Source organism: Streptomyces sp. NPDC059477 (assembly GCF_042749375.1).
GTDB lineage: Bacteria > Actinomycetota > Actinomycetes > Streptomycetales > Streptomycetaceae > Streptomyces.
In genome coordinates, this window is record NZ_JBHYUG010000022.1 from 14,152 (window position 1) to 30,990 (window position 16,839).

Annotated in this window: 16 protein-coding genes and 2 pseudogenes; 8 read left to right on the plus strand and 10 right to left on the minus strand. The window is 72.8% G+C overall.

Annotation, left to right across the window (positions count from 1 at the left end):
• From ACFXAZ_RS14200 to ACFXAZ_RS14210, 3 genes are all read right to left on the minus strand, one after another.
• Positions 1–480, minus strand: a 480-nt coding sequence (locus ACFXAZ_RS14200) for an acyl-CoA thioesterase domain-containing protein (protein WP_384589450.1), incomplete at its 3' end; no start/stop codon positions are given.
• Between the two features lie 59 nt (positions 481–539).
• Positions 540–1,274, minus strand: a complete 735-nt coding sequence (locus tag ACFXAZ_RS14205) for a class I SAM-dependent methyltransferase (RefSeq protein WP_384589453.1) — start codon at positions 1,272–1,274, stop codon at positions 540–542.
• A 5-nt stretch (positions 1,275–1,279) separates the two neighbouring features.
• Positions 1,280–1,852, minus strand: coding sequence for a PadR family transcriptional regulator (locus tag ACFXAZ_RS14210; protein ID WP_384589456.1), 573 nt, complete (start codon positions 1,850–1,852; stop codon positions 1,280–1,282).
• Positions 1,853–2,001: 149 nt separating this feature from the next.
• Here ACFXAZ_RS14210 and ACFXAZ_RS14215 point away from each other — a divergent pair, with 149 nt between their 5' ends.
• From ACFXAZ_RS14215 to ACFXAZ_RS14225, 3 genes and pseudogenes are all read left to right on the plus strand, one after another.
• Positions 2,002–2,835, plus strand: a complete 834-nt coding sequence (locus ACFXAZ_RS14215; RefSeq protein WP_384589459.1) for a class I SAM-dependent methyltransferase — start codon at positions 2,002–2,004, stop codon at positions 2,833–2,835.
• Between the two features lie 286 nt (positions 2,836–3,121).
• Positions 3,122–4,328, plus strand: a pseudogene (rho, locus tag ACFXAZ_RS14220) (transcription termination factor Rho).
• Between the two features lie 395 nt (positions 4,329–4,723).
• Positions 4,724–5,626: pseudogene (locus tag ACFXAZ_RS14225) on the plus strand (D-alanyl-D-alanine carboxypeptidase family protein); the annotation flags it as partial.
• Between the two features lie 35 nt (positions 5,627–5,661).
• Here ACFXAZ_RS14225 and ACFXAZ_RS14230 read toward each other — a convergent pair.
• From ACFXAZ_RS14230 to ACFXAZ_RS14245, 4 genes are all read right to left on the minus strand, one after another.
• Positions 5,662–7,047 carry a glycosyltransferase 87 family protein gene (locus tag ACFXAZ_RS14230; protein ID WP_384589641.1) on the minus strand — a complete coding sequence of 462 codons (1,386 nt, stop codon included), beginning with the start codon at positions 7,045–7,047 and terminating at the stop codon, positions 5,662–5,664.
• Between the two features lie 23 nt (positions 7,048–7,070).
• Complete coding sequence (gene mptB, locus ACFXAZ_RS14235) at positions 7,071–8,465, minus strand: polyprenol phosphomannose-dependent alpha 1,6 mannosyltransferase MptB (protein ID WP_384589462.1); 1,395 nt, start codon at positions 8,463–8,465, stop codon at positions 7,071–7,073.
• A 305-nt stretch (positions 8,466–8,770) separates the two neighbouring features.
• Positions 8,771–9,802: an asparaginase gene (locus ACFXAZ_RS14240; protein ID WP_384589644.1), complete on the minus strand. Its 1,032-nt coding sequence runs from the start codon at positions 9,800–9,802 to the stop codon at positions 8,771–8,773.
• Between the two features lie 83 nt (positions 9,803–9,885).
• Entirely contained in the window at positions 9,886–10,581 is a 696-nt protein-coding gene (locus ACFXAZ_RS14245) for a FadR/GntR family transcriptional regulator (RefSeq protein WP_384589647.1), read from the minus strand.
• Positions 10,582–11,024: 443 nt separating this feature from the next.
• Between ACFXAZ_RS14245 and ACFXAZ_RS14250 the strand changes: the two genes are divergently transcribed.
• Complete coding sequence (locus ACFXAZ_RS14250) at positions 11,025–12,059, plus strand: fatty acid desaturase family protein (protein ID WP_384589650.1); 1,035 nt, start codon at positions 11,025–11,027, stop codon at positions 12,057–12,059.
• Positions 12,060–12,083: 24 nt separating this feature from the next.
• On the opposite strand, the gene ACFXAZ_RS14255 is transcribed toward ACFXAZ_RS14250, so the two are convergent.
• Positions 12,084–12,920, minus strand: a complete 837-nt coding sequence (locus ACFXAZ_RS14255) for an undecaprenyl-diphosphate phosphatase (protein ID WP_384589465.1) — start codon at positions 12,918–12,920, stop codon at positions 12,084–12,086.
• A gap of 251 nt (positions 12,921–13,171) precedes the next feature.
• A complete protein-coding gene (locus tag ACFXAZ_RS14260) occupies positions 13,172–13,459 on the minus strand; it encodes an ArsR family transcriptional regulator (protein WP_384589468.1) in 288 nt (95 codons plus the stop codon).
• A 350-nt stretch (positions 13,460–13,809) separates the two neighbouring features.
• Here ACFXAZ_RS14260 and ACFXAZ_RS14265 point away from each other — a divergent pair, with 350 nt between their 5' ends.
• The 4 genes from ACFXAZ_RS14265 (at position 13,810) to ACFXAZ_RS14280 (ending at position 15,624) form a co-directional block, all read left to right on the plus strand.
• Positions 13,810–14,178 carry a VOC family protein gene (locus ACFXAZ_RS14265; protein ID WP_384589471.1) on the plus strand — a complete coding sequence of 123 codons (369 nt, stop codon included), beginning with the start codon at positions 13,810–13,812 and terminating at the stop codon, positions 14,176–14,178.
• A gap of 72 nt (positions 14,179–14,250) precedes the next feature.
• Complete coding sequence (locus ACFXAZ_RS14270) at positions 14,251–14,640, plus strand: MarR family winged helix-turn-helix transcriptional regulator (protein ID WP_384589474.1); 390 nt, start codon at positions 14,251–14,253, stop codon at positions 14,638–14,640.
• 139 nt (positions 14,641–14,779) lie between these two features.
• Positions 14,780–15,295, plus strand: a complete 516-nt coding sequence (locus tag ACFXAZ_RS14275) for a GbsR/MarR family transcriptional regulator (RefSeq protein WP_384589477.1) — start codon at positions 14,780–14,782, stop codon at positions 15,293–15,295.
• Between the two features lie 50 nt (positions 15,296–15,345).
• On the plus strand, positions 15,346–15,624 hold the full coding sequence (locus ACFXAZ_RS14280) for a hypothetical protein (RefSeq protein WP_384589479.1): 279 nt from the start codon (positions 15,346–15,348) through the stop codon (positions 15,622–15,624).
• A gap of 33 nt (positions 15,625–15,657) precedes the next feature.
• On the opposite strand, the gene ACFXAZ_RS14285 is transcribed toward ACFXAZ_RS14280, so the two are convergent.
• The gene (locus tag ACFXAZ_RS14285; RefSeq protein WP_384589653.1) at positions 15,658–16,449 is read right to left on the minus strand and encodes an MBL fold metallo-hydrolase; all 792 of its coding nucleotides are present in this window, start codon (positions 16,447–16,449) and stop codon (positions 15,658–15,660) included.
• Positions 16,450–16,839: the final 390 nt, after the last annotated feature.

The window sequence follows — 16,839 nt, forward strand, 5'->3', positions numbered from 1 at the left end:
GGTGTACCGGACCCAGGCCGAGTGTTGCGCGCGCTCCCCGCCGCCCAGCGGCCGGTCGGCGGTGGCGGGCCGGATCTCCAGCTGCCGCGCGAACGGCACGAAGCCGGCGGGCAGTTCGAGGACGGGGCAGTCGTCCGGTCCCGGCACATCGGGCGCCGGGCGGCCCGCGTACGACGGTCCGGGCCGGTCGGGTCCGAACAGGGCCGTGCCGAGCACCACCGGCGCCCCGCCCTGGTGCCCGGTGAACTGACAGGCGACGGTGCGGCGCCCGGCCGCGGGGGCGGTGCCGGAGAAGTGCAGCGGGCCGACGTCGACGGGCGCGAGAAAGTGTGTGGTCAGGGTACGGACCGGGCGGGCGTCCCCGGCGAAGCGGTCGCGCACGGCGGCGAGGGCGAGGGCGGCGACATGGCCGCCATGAGCGCCGTCCCAGGACCACCACAGGGGGTCGATCCGGGTCTGGACATCAGTCGTCAAGGTCACGGACCCACCGTAACGTCATGAGTTGGAAAATCAAACCCTGTCCGATCTGCTATCGCCCCTCAATGGGCCCGCGCCACCACCATCCGCACCCGAGGACTGCCGTCCGCGCGCCGGCCGAACTCGGGCAGCGGCGTCAGTTCCACCTCGAACCCGGCCCGGGTCAGCTCCCGGCGCACGTCGGCCAGCCGGAAGGCGCGGTAGTACATGACGAACGGAGGCCGCCACAGCGCATTGCGCACCCGCATCACGGCGTCGAGGCCGGCCAGCTTCCAGTACCCGGCGGACGCCGGGCGCGGCGGCGCGATCAGCGGGAAGACGAAGCTGCCCCCGGGCCGGAGCACCGAGCGGACCTGGCTGAACAGTCCGGGCAGTTCACTCGGCAGGAAATGGCCGAAAGCCCCAAAACTGACGACGAGATCGAAGGCGGGCGCGAACGGCAGCGCGCGGGCGTCGGCCCGCACCCAGGACACCCTCGGGACGGCGGGCCAGGCACGGGTTCGCGCCACGTCGAGCATCCCGGCGCTGAAGTCCACGCCGGTCACGCTGCGCCCGCACACCCGGGCCAGCACCTCGACCCCGGCACCCGTCCCGCAGCACAGGTCGAGGCCGTCGACGTACCCGCCGGAAGCGGCCCCGGTCCGGGCCAGCGCGGCGGCCACGGCGTCGAGGACCGGCTCGGGGGTGCGGAACGGCGTGTGATCGAACTTCGGGGCGAGCAGGTCGTAGCCGTGCTCGACGGAGGACAGCGCCTGGACGGCGAGTTCACGGGCGGTGGGGCCCTCGGGGCGGAACATCCCGGTCACCTCGGGGAGAGGCGCGTGCCGCGCCGGTCGAGGACGGCGAGGGCGCGGTCGCACCAGCGCAGATTCTCCCGCTCGAAGGCGATGCCGCCCATCAGCGTGAGATACGGGCCGACCCGGTCGGCCGTGCGCAGGTAGTCGTCCTCGTCACGGCCGTCGAGCAGCCGTTCGCGGACCTGTTCGAAGCGGTCGAGTCTGCCGCGCGCCCACGTCCTGCGCTCCTCGATCAGCTCGCGGGTGGCGGCCGGGTCGGCGTCGTCCATGGCCTGGATCTTGATCATGAGTTCATCGCGCAGGGCGGTGGGGCGCCGGGTGGGCGCGACGGCGAAGGCCCGCAGTTCCTCGCGCCCGGCCTCGGTGAGGGTGAACATCCGTTTGTCCGGGCGCCGCTCCTGGCGCACCACCCGGGCCCGGATCAGGCCGTCCCCGGCCAGCCGCTCCAGCTCCCGGTAGAGCTGCTGCGGGGTCGCGGGCCAGAAGGAGGCGGACGAGACGTCGAAGATCTTCGAGAGCTGATAGCCGGACGCCTCGCCCTCCAGGAGGGCCGCCAGGACGGCGTACTTCACAGACATGCGGACACGCTAGCAGCAGGTGATTATTCCCATCCGCACCTAATCAAAGAATTAATTATGCCCACCCTGACTGCTCGCGACGGCTTGATCTCGCCCCCGGATTCCGGCGTGGCCGCCCGCCGCCCGTCCCGGGACGGTTGGATGGCGGCATGACCAGCGACGAGGACGACGACCGCCTGATGCGGGTCAACCGGGCCAACTGGGACGCGCGGACTCCCGTACACCTGACCAGCCGGTTCTACGGGGTGGACGAGGGCGGCGATCCGGCGCGCTGGTTCGCCCCGTTCGAGTGGGAGGACCTCGGGGACCCGGCCGGGCGGGACGTGCTGCATCTCCAGTGCCATCTGGGCACCGAGACGCTCGCCTTCGCCCGGCGCGGGGCCGCGAGCGTGACCGGGCTGGACTTCTCCGCCGCTTCGGTGACCGCCGCACGCGGGATCGCGGCACGGGCCGGGCTGGAGGTGACGTACGTGCGGGCCAATGTGTACGACGCCGTGGCGGCGCTCGGCGGGCGGCGGTTCGATGTCGTGTACACCGGCAAGGGCGCGCTGTGCTATCTGCCGGATCTGACGCGCTGGGCCGCGGTGATCGGGGAACTGCTGCGTCCAGGCGGGGTGTTGTACGTGGCCGAGTTCCACCCGCTGCTCAACGCCCTCGGGACGACGCCCGGTCCGGGCGAGGGGCCGGAGTTGCTGGTGCGCCGCGACTACCTCGCCGGGAGCGGGCCGGTGCGGCGGGACTCGACCTTCACCTACACCGACGGGCCCGCCGTCGAGGGCGCCACCGAGAGTTTCGAGTGGACGCACGGAATAGGAGAGGTCATCACCGCGTTGACGACAGCGGGACTGGGTGTCCGGCGGCTGCGGGAGAGCGAGGAGCTGCCCTGGCCGCGCTGGGCGCGGATGGAGCGCACCGCCACCGGATGGTGGCGCCTTCCCGAGCCACGCGTCCCGCTTCTGTACGGGCTGCTGGTGGGTCGCTGACGTTTCCCGCGGGATGCTCATGTACCCCATTCCACTGGCCGCTCATGGCCCGTGGTACAGTGCGAACAGCACTTGTGTTCGTCCCGTCGTGGACGCCGGTGTCTGTTCCGTCTGATCTTCTTTCTTTTCGCCGCTGAGTCGGCCGTATTCCCGGTTCCGGTCTCAGGGCTCTCCAGTTCCACCTCACCTCTCTGGTCCGGGGTGTGCTGTTCACCGCCGCCCGCAGGCGTGGCGCGCTTTCGAGCGCCCGGTCGCCTCCCTTCGCGGCACTCTCCCTCCCCTTCGCATGTCTCATGCCCGTGTCCTCGAAAGGACAGATCCATATGACCACCACCACACTCGAACACCCCCCGGTGGCACAGCCTCCGGTACGGCGGCAGCCCGCCCACCGGATCGCCGTCGGCGTCCTGGACATCGACGGCAACGGGAAGGCCCATCTGCGGGCCCAGGATCTGCTGCCCGAACCCGCCGACCCCGTCGTCTCCCCCGCCCTGATCCGCCGTCACGGACTGCGCAAGGGCGACTTCGTGGAGGGCCTGCGCGGTGAGCGGGGCGGCCTCACCGAGGTCGCGCTCATCAATGGGCACACCCCCGACGAGCTGCGCGAACGCCGTCACTTCCGCGATCTGACCCCGCTGCACCCGCGTACCCGGCTGCGCCTGGAGCACCCGGCGGCCGGACTCACCGGACGGGTCGTCGATCTGATCTCGCCGATCGGCAAGGGCCAGCGCGGGTTGATCGTCGCCCCGCCCAAGACCGGCAAGACCGTGCTTCTCCAGCAGCTAGCCGCAGCCGTCGCCGCCAACCATCCCGAGTGCCACCTGATGGTGCTGCTGCTCGACGAGCGCCCCGAGGAAGTCACCGACATGCGGCGCTCGGTACGCGGCGAGGTGTACGCCTCCACCTTCGACCGGTCGCCCAAGCAGCACATCGCGCTCGCCGACCTCGTCATCGAACGGGCCAAGCGGCTGGTCGAGGCGGGCGAGGACGTCGTGATCCTGCTCGACTCGCTGACCCGGCTGTGCCGGGCCCACAACAACGCGGCCACCTCCAGTGGCCGCACCCTCAGCGGAGGCGTCGACGCCGCCGCGCTGCACGGCCCGAAGCGGCTGTTCGGCGCCGCGCGGCTGGCCGAGGAGGGCGGCTCGCTCACCATCGTGGCCAGCGCGCTCGTCGAAACCGGCTCCCGCGCGGACGACTTCTTCTTCGAGGAGCTGAAGAGCACCGGCAACATGGAACTACGGCTGCACCGCGAGCCGGCCGCCCGCCGGGTGTTCCCGGCCGTCGACATCAACCGCTCCGGCACCCGCCGCGAGGAACTCCTCCTGCCCCCCGGCGAGTTGAACGCCATGCACGGGCTGCGCCGGGTGCTCCAGAACCGGGACGGCGAGGCCAACCTGGAGACCCTGCTGGAGCGGATGCGGGAGACGCCGGACAACGCGACCTTCCTGCGGCGGATCCGGCCGACGCTGCCGACGCTGCCGACGGGGTGAGGCGGGGCGGGGCGGGGCGATACGGGGGCGTCGGGAGTGGTCGGGGGTGGTCGGGGGGTGAGCCGGGTGCGCGTGCGTGGGCGAGGGGGGCTGGGCGCCTGTGACCGCCGGGAGCGAGCCGTTTGGCCCGAGCAGTCTCGCCGAGTCCCGCCCGGTGCCGCTCTGTGCCGCTTTGTGCCGCCCGGGAATGAGCCGGAGTGAGCCGGGCAGGCTGCGTCGGGAGTGCGTCGGCCTGGTGCGTGGTACGCCGGGCGCCCGGCGGATCCCTCCACCTGACCCCCGGCTTGATCCCCCGTCACTCCGACACGCCGGGGGCGTGCGGCATCCGGGTGCTCGCGTGGCCCGTTCGGACCTTGCAGCGCGGTGCTCGGCCCACAGCTTCCTACGTTGATCGTATGACGATCGGATTCTCCTCCCGGACGGCTTCGGTGTCCTGCGCGCTCTGCGTCGCGGGCGTCCTCGCTCTCGCCCCCGCCGCGCTCGCCGTACCGTCCGGCGCGGCTGCCGCGCGGCCCGGCGCTGATCCCCTCGGCCCCGGGCACAGCGCCACGGCCCCGCATCCGTCCCTGCTGTACCGGTCCGGCACACAGGTCCGCGCGCGGGCCGGCGCTCCCCGTATCCCGGATGTCTCCGCACTGTCATGGCTGGTGGCCGACGCCCGCACCGGTGAGGTGCTCGCCGCGCACGAGGCGCACCGCAAGCTGCCGCCCGCCAGCACCCTGAAGACCCTGTTCGCGCTCACCGTGCTGCCGGTGCTGCCCAGCGGCATCGAGCACGAGGTGGGCGACGAGGAGCTGCTGGACGTGGGGCCGGGCAGCAGCCTCGTCGGGGTCCGCGAGGGCGTCTCCTACCAGTTGGCGGACCTGTGGCGCGGGGTGTTCCTCAGCTCCGGCAACGACGCCGTGCGGGTGCTGGCCGGGCTCAACGGCGGCTGGTCGGCGACCGCCCGGCAGATGCAGGCCAAGGCGCGGACGCTGGGCGCCCGGGACACCCATGTGGAGTCGCCCGACGGGTACGACACGGAGGGCCAGGTGTCCTCGGCGTACGACCTGGCGGTGTTCGGGCGGGCGGGGCTGCGCAACGCGGACTTCGCCGGGTACTGCCGGACCGTCGAGGCGGACTTCCCCGGGGGCGGCGGCTGGACCTTCCCGATCCGCAACACCAATCGGCTGCTCACCGGCGACGACGGGGTGGCGGACTACCCGGGGCTGCTCGGCATCAAGAACGGCTACACCAGCAACGCCGGATACACCCTGGTCACCGCCGCCCACCGGGGCTCGCGCACGCTGGTCGTCACGGTGATGAACCCTCAGGACGGCGATCCCTCGGCGGTCTACGAGGAGGCGCGGTCGCTGCTGGACTGGGGCTTCGACGCGGCCGGGCGGGTGGACCCGGTCGGTTCGCTGGACGCGCTGCGGGCCGGGTCGCGGTCCGCCTCCGACCCGGCGTCGGTCCCGGTGGCCATGACCCGCGCCCCGGAGACCGGGCCGGGCTGGCCGGGGGCCCTGGCCATCGGGTTCGCGGCCTGTCTGGGCGCGGGCACGGTGGTGCTGGTGCTGCGGAGGCTGGGCATCCGGGCGGACTGACCGACCGGCAGCCACAGCAGCAGGCCCAGCGTGACCCAGGTGTAGAGGTTGCCGCCGAGGAAGCCGTCGACGCCGGAGGCGTCGTCGAACCACAGCCAGACGACGCTGGTGCACAGCACGGCGTACAGGGTGCCCGCGATCTTCCAGTGTCCGGCGCGGAGAAGGACCGCGAAGGACGGGAGCAGCCACACCAGATGGTGCACCCAGGTGATCGGGCTGATCAGACAGGCCGTCAGCCCGGTCAGCGCGAACGCGGCCCGCCAGTCACCGGCCGCCACCGCCCGCCGGGAGCGCCACGCCCACACGCCGAGCACCACGGCGACCGCGACCGCCCAGGCCGGGCGGCCGGTCTCGCCGAGCCGGGCGAGGACGCCCTGGAGGGACTGGTTGGAGACATAGTCGAGGCGTCCGACGCGGGTGGTGTCCCACATCGCCTCGGTCCAGTAGTAGCGGGAGGCGCCCGGCGCGATCAGCGCCGCCAGCCCGGTCGCCGCGGCGGCCACCAGGGTGGCGACGGCGGCGGCCCGCCGGCGCCCGGCGATCAGCAGCAGCCCGATGAAGACCGCGGGCGTCAGCTTGATCGCGGCGGCCAGTCCGATGCCGACGCCCGCCCAGCGGCTCCGGCCGTGCGCCAGCAGCCACATGTCGATCAGCACCAGCGCCAGCAGGATCACATTGACCTGGCCGAAGCTGAACGTGTCGCGCAGCGGTTCGTACAGGGCGAGGACACAGGCGGCCAGCGCGCAGCCGTACCAGCCGTAGCGGCGCCAGGCCCGGCCGGTGAGCAGCCGCAGCACCGCCAGGAGGGCGGCCAGGTTCAGCAGCAGGGCCAGCGCGATGGCGGTGCGCAGGCCGAACAGCGCCATCGGCGCCATGACGACCGCCGCGAACGGCGGATAGGTGAAGCCGTAAGCCGTCCCCGGCACCCGGTAGGCGTAGAGGGGGCCGCCGTCGTGCAGCCAGCTGTGCACGGTGCCGTGGTAGACGCGCAGGTCGAACCAGTCGCGCAGCAGCGGCACGGTCGCCGTGAAGAGGGTCACCGCGGCGATCAGCACGAGGACGAGGGCCAGGCGCCCGCGGTCGGTGCGGGGCGCCTTCGGCCGTGACCGTTGCCCTTGGCGTGGCCCTTCGATTCCGGCGGCACCGCCCTGGGCGCTCACGCGGTCCGTCCCACGACCGAGGTCTGCGCGGACTGGCGGGCCTGCCACAGCACCACGACGGCGAGCACCCCGCCGGACACCGCGAGGACCAGCTGGCCGAGATCGGCCGGGCCCCCGCTGGGCAGCACGGACAGCGCCAGTACGGCGGTGACGGCGGCCACCCGGTGGCGTACCGAGGTGCTGGGCGCGGCGGCGGCTATCAGGAACAGGCCCCACAGCGCGTACCAGGGGCGGATGGCCGGGCCGAACGCGGCGACGGCGGCCAGGCTCAGGCCGAGCGCGTACACCGGGCGGGGCCGCAGCCGTACCCAGATCAGGAGCAGGGCCACGGCGGTCAGGGCGAGGCCGAGCGCGTGCCAGGCCGGGACGGCGAGGGGGGCCAGATCGCTGCCGATCCGCTCCAGGAAGGCTTCGGTGGCGCGGCCGAGAAGGCTGGTCAGGGCCCAGTTCTGCGAGGAGACGGGGGTGTTGAGGGCGCCTATCCAGCCGTAGCCGGTGCCGGCCACGGCGGTCGCGGCGACCGTGGTGGCCGCGGCGGCGGTGGCGGTGGTGAGCAGCGCGCGGGCCGGGCTGCGGCCCTTGCGGATCTGGAGGACGACGACCGCGGCGAGCGCGAGCGCGGCCGGTGCCTTCACCAGCGCGGCCAGCGTGACCAGGACGGCGCCCAGGACCGGCCAGCGGCCCAGCGCGGCGACCAGGCCGAGGCCCATCAGGCCGAGCATCATCGCGTCGTTGTGCGCGCCCGCCACCAGGTGCAGCAGGACCAGCGGGTTGAGCGCGCCGAGCCACAGCGCGGCGGACGGGTCGGCGCCGCTGTGCCGGGCGAGGCGCGGCAGGGCGACGGCCATCAGGGCCACGCCGGCGAGCGCCAGCAGCCGCATGCCCATGAGCCCGGCGGGCAGTTCGCCGCGGGTGAGGCCGGACAGGGCGGAGGCGACGGCGAGGAAGACCGGGCCGTACGGGGCGGCCGTGTGCTGCCACACCGGGGACACCTCGTCGGCCAGCGGGCCGCCGAGCACGCTCGGGCCGTGGGCGTAGACGTCCAGTTGGGCGTCGACCATGGCGCCCTGGGCGAGATAGCTGTAGACGTCGCGGCTGAACAGCGGCGGGGCCAGCAGCAGCGGGGCCGCCCAGACGGCGAGCACCAGCAGCAGCGCGCGGGGCCGGGGCGGGCGCGGGCCGCGCACCAGGCGGCCGAGCAGCGCCCAGGCCGCGATCAGCAGGACGACGCCGAAGTACACGCCCACCAGGCCGAGGGCGGCGGTCGCCGAGGACGGGGCGAGCAGTTCGCGCACGGGCAGGGCTCCGGCCGTCTCACCGCCCGCCGCGAGAAAGGCGGTACCGGCCAGCCCGAGAGCCTGGCACCGGCGGAGATCGACGGGAAGAACCATGGCCAACACCCGGGCAGGATGTCAACGGCGGGTAGCCAGGAATCGACGCCGGTCGGGACGGGTGGGGGGCGGGGGGTAACAGATCGCTGCCGCTCGGGTGGGGGCGGGGCCGCTCGGGTGCGTGATCGTTGCTCTTCGGGTGCGGGCCGGTGGGGGCTGGTCGCGCAGTTCCCCGCGCCCCTGAGGGGCGCCCCTGCGGGGCAGCCCTGGGGGGGGAGCCTTGGGGGCGGCGGCACAGGCAACGGGCCGATGGCGCCGCCAGGTCTGGCGCGCCGACCCGCGCTCTGGCCCTCGGGCGCGGTGCCTCAGGTTGCTGAGGGGGTTCGGGTTCGCGGCGTGGTGAGGGGGGCCAGGGCGTGGGCCGGGTGTATGTGGCCGACCGGTCGGCCGCCGCCGAGCAGGGGGGCGCCCGCGAACTCGGTGAGCAGGGCCGGATCGACGCCCGCGCGGGCCAGCGCGGCGGCGGTGACCGGGCCCCGGGCGCGGCTCGCGCCGTCGGAGATCTTCACGGCGACGGTCCGGCCGTCGGGCAGGGCGGCCACCTGGACGCCCTCGTAGCCGTCCTTGGCGAGCAGTCCGGGCACGGCCCGCATCAGCGCGGCCACGTCCCGGCCGGAGCCGGAGGCCATCTCGGCGTGCTCGCGCAGCGCGTCGGCCACCCGCGCCTCGGGGGTGCCGGGCGCGGCGGTCACCATCCGGGCGGTGGCGCGGGCCAGCCCGTGCAGGGAGATCGCGAACAGCGGGGCGCCGCAGCCGTCGACCGTGACCTGGGCGACGCGCTGGCCGGTGAGGTCCTCCACGGTCGCGGCGATGGCTTGCTGGAGCGGGTGGGCGGGGTCGAGATAGTCGTCGAGGGTCCAGGCGTTGACCGAGGCGGTGTGCAGCATGGCGGCGTGCTTGCCGGAGCAGTTCTGGGCGAGGCGGGAGGGCGAGCGGCCCTCGCGCACCCAGGTGTCCCGGACGACCTGGTCGAGCGGCAGGTCGGGGACGTTGCGCAGATCGGCGTCGGAGAGCCCGGCCAGTTCCAGGACGCGCCGGGCAGCGGCCAGATGGCGGTCCTGGCCGGAGTGGCTGGCGGCGGCGAGGGAGAGGAGTTCGCCCTCCAGCGGCAGTCCGGCGCGGACCATGGCGACGGCCTGCACCGGCTTGACCGCCGAGCGCGGGTAGAAGGCGGCCTCGATGTCCCCGAGCTGGAACTCGACCCTGCCGTCCGCGCCGAGCACGACGACGGAACCGTAGTGGATGCCCTCCACCACCCCACCCCGCACAACGTGGGCGACGGGGACGTGGATGGGCTCGCGGATCGGAGGTGCGTCGGCGAGGGAGGTGCTGTGCATGGGGGCCCGGGTTTCGGTGAGGGGGATGGAGGGGGTGAAGGGAGTGAGGGGGGTGAAGGGGGCGATCGGATCGGGTGCTTCGCTCATGCGCCCGCTCCCCGCATTCCGATCCCGCCGGGTCCCGGGCCCGTGGCCAGGCCCGCCGCCCCCACGATCGCCGTCAGGCTGCTCTCCACCCGGTCCAGGTGATGGGCCATGGCGTCGCTCGCGTCCCGCGCGGAACCGGCGGTCAGGGCCGCCACGATCGCCCGGTGTTCCCGGTCGGAGTGCTCGCGCCGGCCGCCGAGTTCGTTGAGGAACGCGGACTGCCGGGCGAGGGCGTCGCGGATCTCCTCGATCACCCGGCGGAAGACCGGGTTCTGCGCGGCCTCGGCGACGGTGAGATGGAACAGGGTGTCCATCGCGACCCAGGCGGCGGTGTCCGTCTCGCGTTCCATCCGGTCCAGGAGACGGGTCAGCCGGTCGAGGTTCGCCGGGGTGCGACGGACCGCCGCGTATCCGGCGACCGGGATCTCGATGTGCCGGCGTACTTCCAGGAGATCGCCGGCCGCGTAGTCGCCGAAGGTGGGGTCCTGGACGTGGTGGGCGATCACGAAGGTGCCCTTGCCGGTTCTGGCCACGGTCAGCCCCATGGTCTGGAGGGCGCACAGCGCCTCGCGCAGCACCGGCCGGGAGACCTCCAGGGTCCGGCACAGCTCCGCCTCGGAGGGGAGCTTGTCCCCGATGGCGTACTCGCCGCGTTCGATGGCGCCGCGGAGGTGGCCGAGCACCGCCTCCATCGCGCTGACGCGCCGCGGGCCCGTTCCACCTGTCTGGCTGTCTGACAGGTTCACGCTCCCGATCGTGCGGTCGGGACGCGGGGACTGTCAAGGCGGTGCCGTTGGGGTGCCATCGGGGGCGCGACGGGCGGAGTGCCTCCGGGATGGCGTGGAGCGGTCCGCCCGGCGATCCGACAGACGGTCCGTCCGGCCACCCGGCGCGGGCGGGCCCCGTCAGCGATCCGACAGGCGACCGGTCCCACGATCCGTCACCAGTTGGCCCCGCAAACCGGGCAACCCTCCCGTTCGGCAGGGGGGCTACCACCACCCCCCTTCGGGGGCAGGCGCCATTCTGCTGTGCGAATCGCGTTCACATACTGGAGCGCATGGCCAACCCAATGGTACTCACGGAGAATTCGTCCACATGTGAACGGCGAAATGAGGGCGACCCGCAGCAAACAGACATCCCGGCGGGAATCACGGCGGGCGACAGCTCCGGACAGCCGGGCAGTGATTTCGCCGAACTGGCCCGCCGGATATCCGCGGCGGGCCTGCTGCGCCGCCGCCCGCTGTATTACACGGTCCGTTTCGGGCTGGTCGGGCTCGCCCTCGCCGGAGGGGTCGCCGCGTTTCTCGCGCTGGGCGCGAGCTGGGCCCAGTTGATCGTCGCCGTGGCCATGGCCGGGGTGTTCGGGCAGCTCGGGCTGGCCGCGCACGACCTCGCTCACCGCCAGGTCTTCTCCCGCCGCCGGTCCAGCGAGATCGGCGGGCTGCTGGTGGCGAATCTGCTGCTGGGCATGAGCTACGGCTGGTGGATGAACAAGCACACCCGGCACCACGCGAATCCCAATCACGAGGGAAAGGACCCGGACGTCTCCCCCGAGATTCTGGTCTGGTCGCAGCGACAGGCCCGCAAGGCACAGGGAATTCCCAGGTTCATGGGAAAGCACCAGGCGGTCCTTTTTCTTCCGTTGCTGACGCTCGAAGGGCTCAATCTGAGTTTCAGCAGCTTCAAGGCGCTGCGCAGCCCGGCGATGAAACGCCCGGTGCTGGAAGGAACGCTGCTCGTCGCGCATTTCTTGCTGTATTTCGGTGGTCTGTTCCTGGTGCTCTCGCCGCTCCAGGCGCTCGCCTTCATCGCCGTCCACCAGGGTCTGTTCGGGGTCTATCTCGGCTCGGTGTTCGCGCCCAACCACAAGGGCATGCCGATGATCGAGGAGGGCACCCGGCTGGACTTCCTGCGCCGCCAGGTCCTGACCTCCCGCAATGTGCGGGGCGGTGTGCTGGTCGACGCCTTCATGGGCGGGCTCAACTACCAGATCGAGCACCATCTCTTCCCCAGCATGCCGACCCCGGCCCTGGGCGAGGCCCAGATCATCACCGAGCGGTACTGCGCCGAGTTGGGCATCCCGTACCACCAGACCGGGCTGCTCGCCTCGTACGGGGAGGCGCTGCGGCATCTCAGGAGCGTGGGTCAGCCGCTGCGGGACGGCCACTGAGGCAGGCGCCCGGGGCGCGGGCGGTCAGCTTTCCAGCACCCCCGTGCCGAGCAGGGCGAAGAGCAGCAGGCCGACGGCGATCCGGTAGATCACGAAGGCGTTGAAGGAGTGCTTGGCGACGTACTTCAGCAGCCAGGCGATGGACGCGTACGCCACCACGAAGGACACCGCCGTCCCGGCGATCAGCGGGGCGGCGCCCGCGCCGGTGCCGAGGGCGTCCTTCAGCTCGTAGATCCCGGCGCCGGTCAGGGCCGGGATGCCGAGGAAGAACGACAGCCGGGTGGCCGCCACCCGGTCCAGGTCGAGCAGCAGCGCCGTGGACATGGTGGCGCCGGAGCGGGAGAAGCCGGGGAAGAGCAGGGCGAGGATCTGGGAGCCGCCGACCAGCATGGCGTCCTTGAACGAGGTGTCGTCCTCGCCGCGCTTGTGCCGCCCCAGCCGGTCCGCCGCCCACATCACCGCGCTGCCCGCGAGCAGCGAGCCCGCGACCACCCACAGCGAGGCCAGCGGCCCCTGGATCAGCGGCTTCGCCGCCAGGCCGACCACGACGATCGGGATCGTCGCGAAGATCACCCACCAGGCGAACTTGTAGTCGTGGCGATAGCGCTGCTCCGGGTCGCGCAGTCCGCGCATCCACGCGGACAGGATCCGCACGATGTCCTTCCGGAAGTAGACGAGGACGGCGGCGATGGCGCCGACCTGGATGACGGCCGAGAACCCGATGACCGCGTGGTCGTCCACGGGGATGCCCATCAGCCCCTCGACGATCTTCAGATGGCCGGTCGAGGAGACGGGCAGGAACTCGGTCACCCCCTCGACGGCTCCCAGGACAATGGCCTGACCGATGCTGATGGCGCTCATGTGATCCAGTTCTGCTCAGGCGGGCGGGCGCCCCGGCGGGGCGGCGCGTCGGATGCCACGGCGTCCCAGGGCACCGCGGTGGATCACTCCTACTACACACGGGCGAGAATCCCGGCTTACCTACGCCGGGTGGACGCGGTACCTACGCCGGGCGGGTGCGGGCCACACCGGTACGGCATCCTGCGGCCCAGGCCGGTGCCCACCGCCGGTCACCGACCGTCGGCCGAACGTTCACAACGACCTCTTACCCGCTACCACCCCTTCTCGAAGAACCGCGCCACCTCGGCGATCCGGAACTCGTCGCGCCGGTAGCAGGTGCGGCGCCGTACCCGTTTGCTGCGCAGGACGCCGAGGTCGGCGAGCAGCCTCAGATGGGTGTCGGCGACCGCCCGGTCCACGCCGAGTTTGGCCGCGACGGCCTCCGCCGGGACTCCGTCCTCACACAGATCGAGTCGGCGCTGCGGCGGGAAGTGGGCCTGCGGGTCCTTCAGCCACTCCAGAATGACGAGGCGCAGATCGCCGCCAGGAGTCCTGAGCATCACGTCCTCCAGGGTCCGGGCCGTTCATACGGTGTTTCCCACTGTGGCGGGCGCCGGACCATCACGTCCGGTACTCGCCGACGCTTGACCGGTACGAATCGGCTCGATGGCTCAGGCGAGCACCTGCGCCGAGGTCCGGGCGTCCGGGCTCACCGCCCCGGTAGTGGCTTGCACGAGGGCGTGGGTGAGATCCGGGTCCCCGGAGTCGATCACGACCGTGTCCCGGTCCTGCCCTCGTGTCCGGGGCGACCCGTCAGGATTCGAGAAGCCAGACACCGGACCCCGTCCTAGCGTGGGGTCAACGACGTGAAACGGCCGTCGGCGAACCGTCCCGCCCCGAGGAGCCCCCTATGACCAGCGCAGCCAACGCGACCAGCGGACTGGAAACGATCATCTACCCCGTGACGGATCTCGCGCGGGCCAAGGCCCTGTTCGGCAAGGCGCTCGGCACCGAGCCCTACATAGACGAGCCGTACTACGTCGCCTTCAAGGGCGGCACGCAGGATGTGGGCCTGGACCCCAGTGGTCACTCCCGGGGGCTGACCGGTCCGGTCCCCTACTGGAAGGTCACGGACATCCACGAGCGGTTCGCGGCGCTGCTGGAGACCGGCGCCGAGGAGGTGCAGGGCGTCCGGGACGTGGGCAACGGGCGGTTGATCGCGGCGGTGCGGGACGCCGACGGCAACCTCGTCGGGCTGCTCCAGGACCCGGCCGGGTAACCGGGCCAGGGACGTACGAACAGCGCTAGTTGCACACTCAACGACCGACGGTTTCGGTGTTACCGTGCCGGTATGGGAACGAACACACTCGACGCGGGGCTGGAAGCGCGCTGGCGCGACATCCTGGCGGTGCACGCGCGCACGATGTGCGAGATCGACCGTGTTCTGCGCCCCTACGGACTCGGCGCGAGCGACTTCGAGGTGCTGGACATGCTGGCCGCCGAGGCCCCCGGGGACGACCTCCCGTGCCGGGTGCAGAACCTGGCGGGCCGGATCCATCTGAGCCAGAGCGCGCTCTCCCGCCTCATCGGCCGGCTGGAGAAGGACGGCCTGGCGATCCGGTCCATGTGCGCCGAGGACCGGCGCGGCGTCCGGGTCGCCCTGACCGACAAGGGACGCGCCCTGCACGCCGAGGTACGGCCGCTGCAACGGGCGGTGCTGGAGCGGATGTTGGGCGGCTGAGCCGCCGTACCCGACCTGCCGCGACCGGGAGCACCCGCCCCCCAGGCTCGGTCCCGTCGACGAACCGATCACCGGCCCCACTGTCGACCGAGATGACACAAATAAGTGTCATCTCAGTCGAGAGTGCTACTGTGTACGCGTGCCGCAGGACTCACACGTACTCTTCGCCGACCACGTCGGCCGTTTCTACGCACGCCGGTACGGCTTTCCGCCGATGGCGGGGCGGTTGCTCGGCTATCTCTTCGTCTGCGATCCGCCGCAGCAGACCATCGACGAGCTGAGCGAGGCGCTGCTGGCGAGCCGGAGCGCTGTCACGGGCGCCGTGAAACTGCTGGAGGGTCATCGGATGGCCCGGCGCACCCGGGCCGCCGGTGAGCGGGTGGACCGGGTGAGCCTGGATCCGGAGAGCAGACAGCCGCAGAACTTCGACTCCGGCCTCCACGGGGAGCACGCGGCGCTGTTCCGGGAGGGTCTGGCGCTGCTGGCCGACGCGCCCCCGGAGCGCCGGGCGCCGCTGGAGGAGATGATCGCGCTGGCCGATTTCCTGTCCGAGCGGCTGCCGAGGCTGATGGACGAGTGGCACACGCACCGCGACGCGCTCCGGGCGGCCGGGAAGCTCCCCCCGGGGTCCCCGCCACCGGGCCCGTCGGCGTGAACACCCCGGCGGGCATCAAGACACCCCCTCCACACGAGAGGCAGACCCCCATGACCGAGACCGACCACCTCGACCCGCCGGACCGGGCTCTTCTGCGCGAGCGGGCCGACCAGGGCGACTCCGACGCGCTCGACGAGCTGATCCAATACGCCGCCGAGGACGCCGACCTGACCGAGCTGCGCCGGATCGCCGACACGGGGAACCGCACGGCGATCGACCAACTGGTGGAGACCGCACAGGAGTTGGGTGACACGGACGAGCTGCGCAGGCTCGCGGACCTGGGTAACTCCGACGCCGCCGAGCTGCTCGCGGAGCTGTCCGGAGAGTGACGCCGGACGAGAACGCCCTGGTCCGGCTCCGGCTCACAGCGTGAACTCGGTGCCGTCCGGCAGGACTTCCACCCCCGCCTCCGCCAGCCGCGCGCGGGCCGCCGAGGCGGGATCGAGCAGCGGGTCGGGGTCCTCCAGCCGGGTCAGGATCCGGCGCGGTGCCGGGCGCACGGACTGGTCCCACGGTCCGGCCGGGCCGTGCGCGGCATCGAGCACGGCGCCATCGGCCGACGCGACCAGTTCATCCAGGTCCGCGCTCCAGGCCCGTAACCGGGGCGCGTAGAGCAGTACTCCCCCGGTGGCCAGATCCTCGATCCGGTACGCCGTCCCCCAGGGGTCGCCGCCCGTGCGGGCCGGCAGATAGCCGGGCGGGGCGGCGGCGACCGGGTGGGCGGTGACCACCAGTCCGCCCGACAGCACGAACCCCTCCTCGGGGGTGCTGTCGTGCCAGTCCCAGTGCGCGTAGCGGGCGAGGGCCGCGCGGGCCGGGTTCAGGGCGGCGAGGACGGGCGGGGCGGCGTACACCTTGAGGCCCTGGCTCGCGCGCAGGACGCCCAGCCCGGCCAGATGGTCGGGTTCCGCGTCGGTGAGCAGCACGCCCCGCACCGGGTTCGGGCGGGGGCCGGGCCACAGCGCGGTCGCGGTGGCGAGCTGGGCGCGCAGATCGGGCGAGGCGTTCAGGAGCCACCAGTCGCGGGAATTGCCGGTGACGGCCGCGCACTCCAGGGTGCGGGCCGGGATCTTTCCGTCGCGGGCGGCGGCGCAGAGCGCGCAGGCGCAGTTCCACCGCGGGAAGCCGCCGGTGGCGGCGGTGCCCAGCAGCACGACCCTCAAGACGACCCCCGACCCTCTCGCACTCTGTTCTCTTGTGACCGACCCGTGCCGTGCTCCCCCGTCGAACTCCTTCCGGTGGGGTCTTCCCACGGCGGGCCGCCCGGCCACCCCACCCGGGGGCAGATTTCCGGCCGTCCTCGGCCCGCCCGCGGCGTATCGGCCCACGCCGAGGCATCCGCGTGAAACCGTCCGCGCGGCAGGAAGGAGGGACAGACGGACACAGACATGCGCATACAGGCACAGCGGAGGGTGATGGGGCGCGCGTGCCGGTCATCGGCGGGGCGATCGCGCGGGGCGCGTTCGCCCCGTCGGAAAACAACGGGCCCCCGGCGCCCGGCGCCCCCCCCCCCCCGCCCGCGGCCCCCCCCGCGGCCGGGGCGG

Coding starts and splice junctions, on each gene's coding strand:
- ACFXAZ_RS14205 (WP_384589453.1), bottom strand. CDS start 1,274: ATGTTCCGCCCCGAGGGCCCCACCGCCCGTGAACTCGCCGTCCAGGCG.
- ACFXAZ_RS14280 (WP_384589479.1), top strand. CDS start 15,346: ATGACCGAGACCGACCACCTCGACCCGCCGGACCGGGCTCTTCTGCGC.
- ACFXAZ_RS14245 (WP_384589647.1), bottom strand. CDS start 10,581: ATGGAGGCGGTGCTCGGCCACCTCCGCGGCGCCATCGAACGCGGCGAG.
- ACFXAZ_RS14215 (WP_384589459.1), top strand. CDS start 2,002: ATGACCAGCGACGAGGACGACGACCGCCTGATGCGGGTCAACCGGGCC.
- ACFXAZ_RS14265 (WP_384589471.1), top strand. CDS start 13,810: ATGACCAGCGCAGCCAACGCGACCAGCGGACTGGAAACGATCATCTAC.
- ACFXAZ_RS14255 (WP_384589465.1), bottom strand. CDS start 12,920: ATGAGCGCCATCAGCATCGGTCAGGCCATTGTCCTGGGAGCCGTCGAG.
- ACFXAZ_RS14210 (WP_384589456.1), bottom strand. CDS start 1,852: ATGTCTGTGAAGTACGCCGTCCTGGCGGCCCTCCTGGAGGGCGAGGCG.
- ACFXAZ_RS14270 (WP_384589474.1), top strand. CDS start 14,251: ATGGGAACGAACACACTCGACGCGGGGCTGGAAGCGCGCTGGCGCGAC.
- ACFXAZ_RS14240 (WP_384589644.1), bottom strand. CDS start 9,802: ATGCACAGCACCTCCCTCGCCGACGCACCTCCGATCCGCGAGCCCATC.
- ACFXAZ_RS14260 (WP_384589468.1), bottom strand. CDS start 13,459: ATGCTCAGGACTCCTGGCGGCGATCTGCGCCTCGTCATTCTGGAGTGG.
- mptB (WP_384589462.1), bottom strand. CDS start 8,465: ATGGTTCTTCCCGTCGATCTCCGCCGGTGCCAGGCTCTCGGGCTGGCC.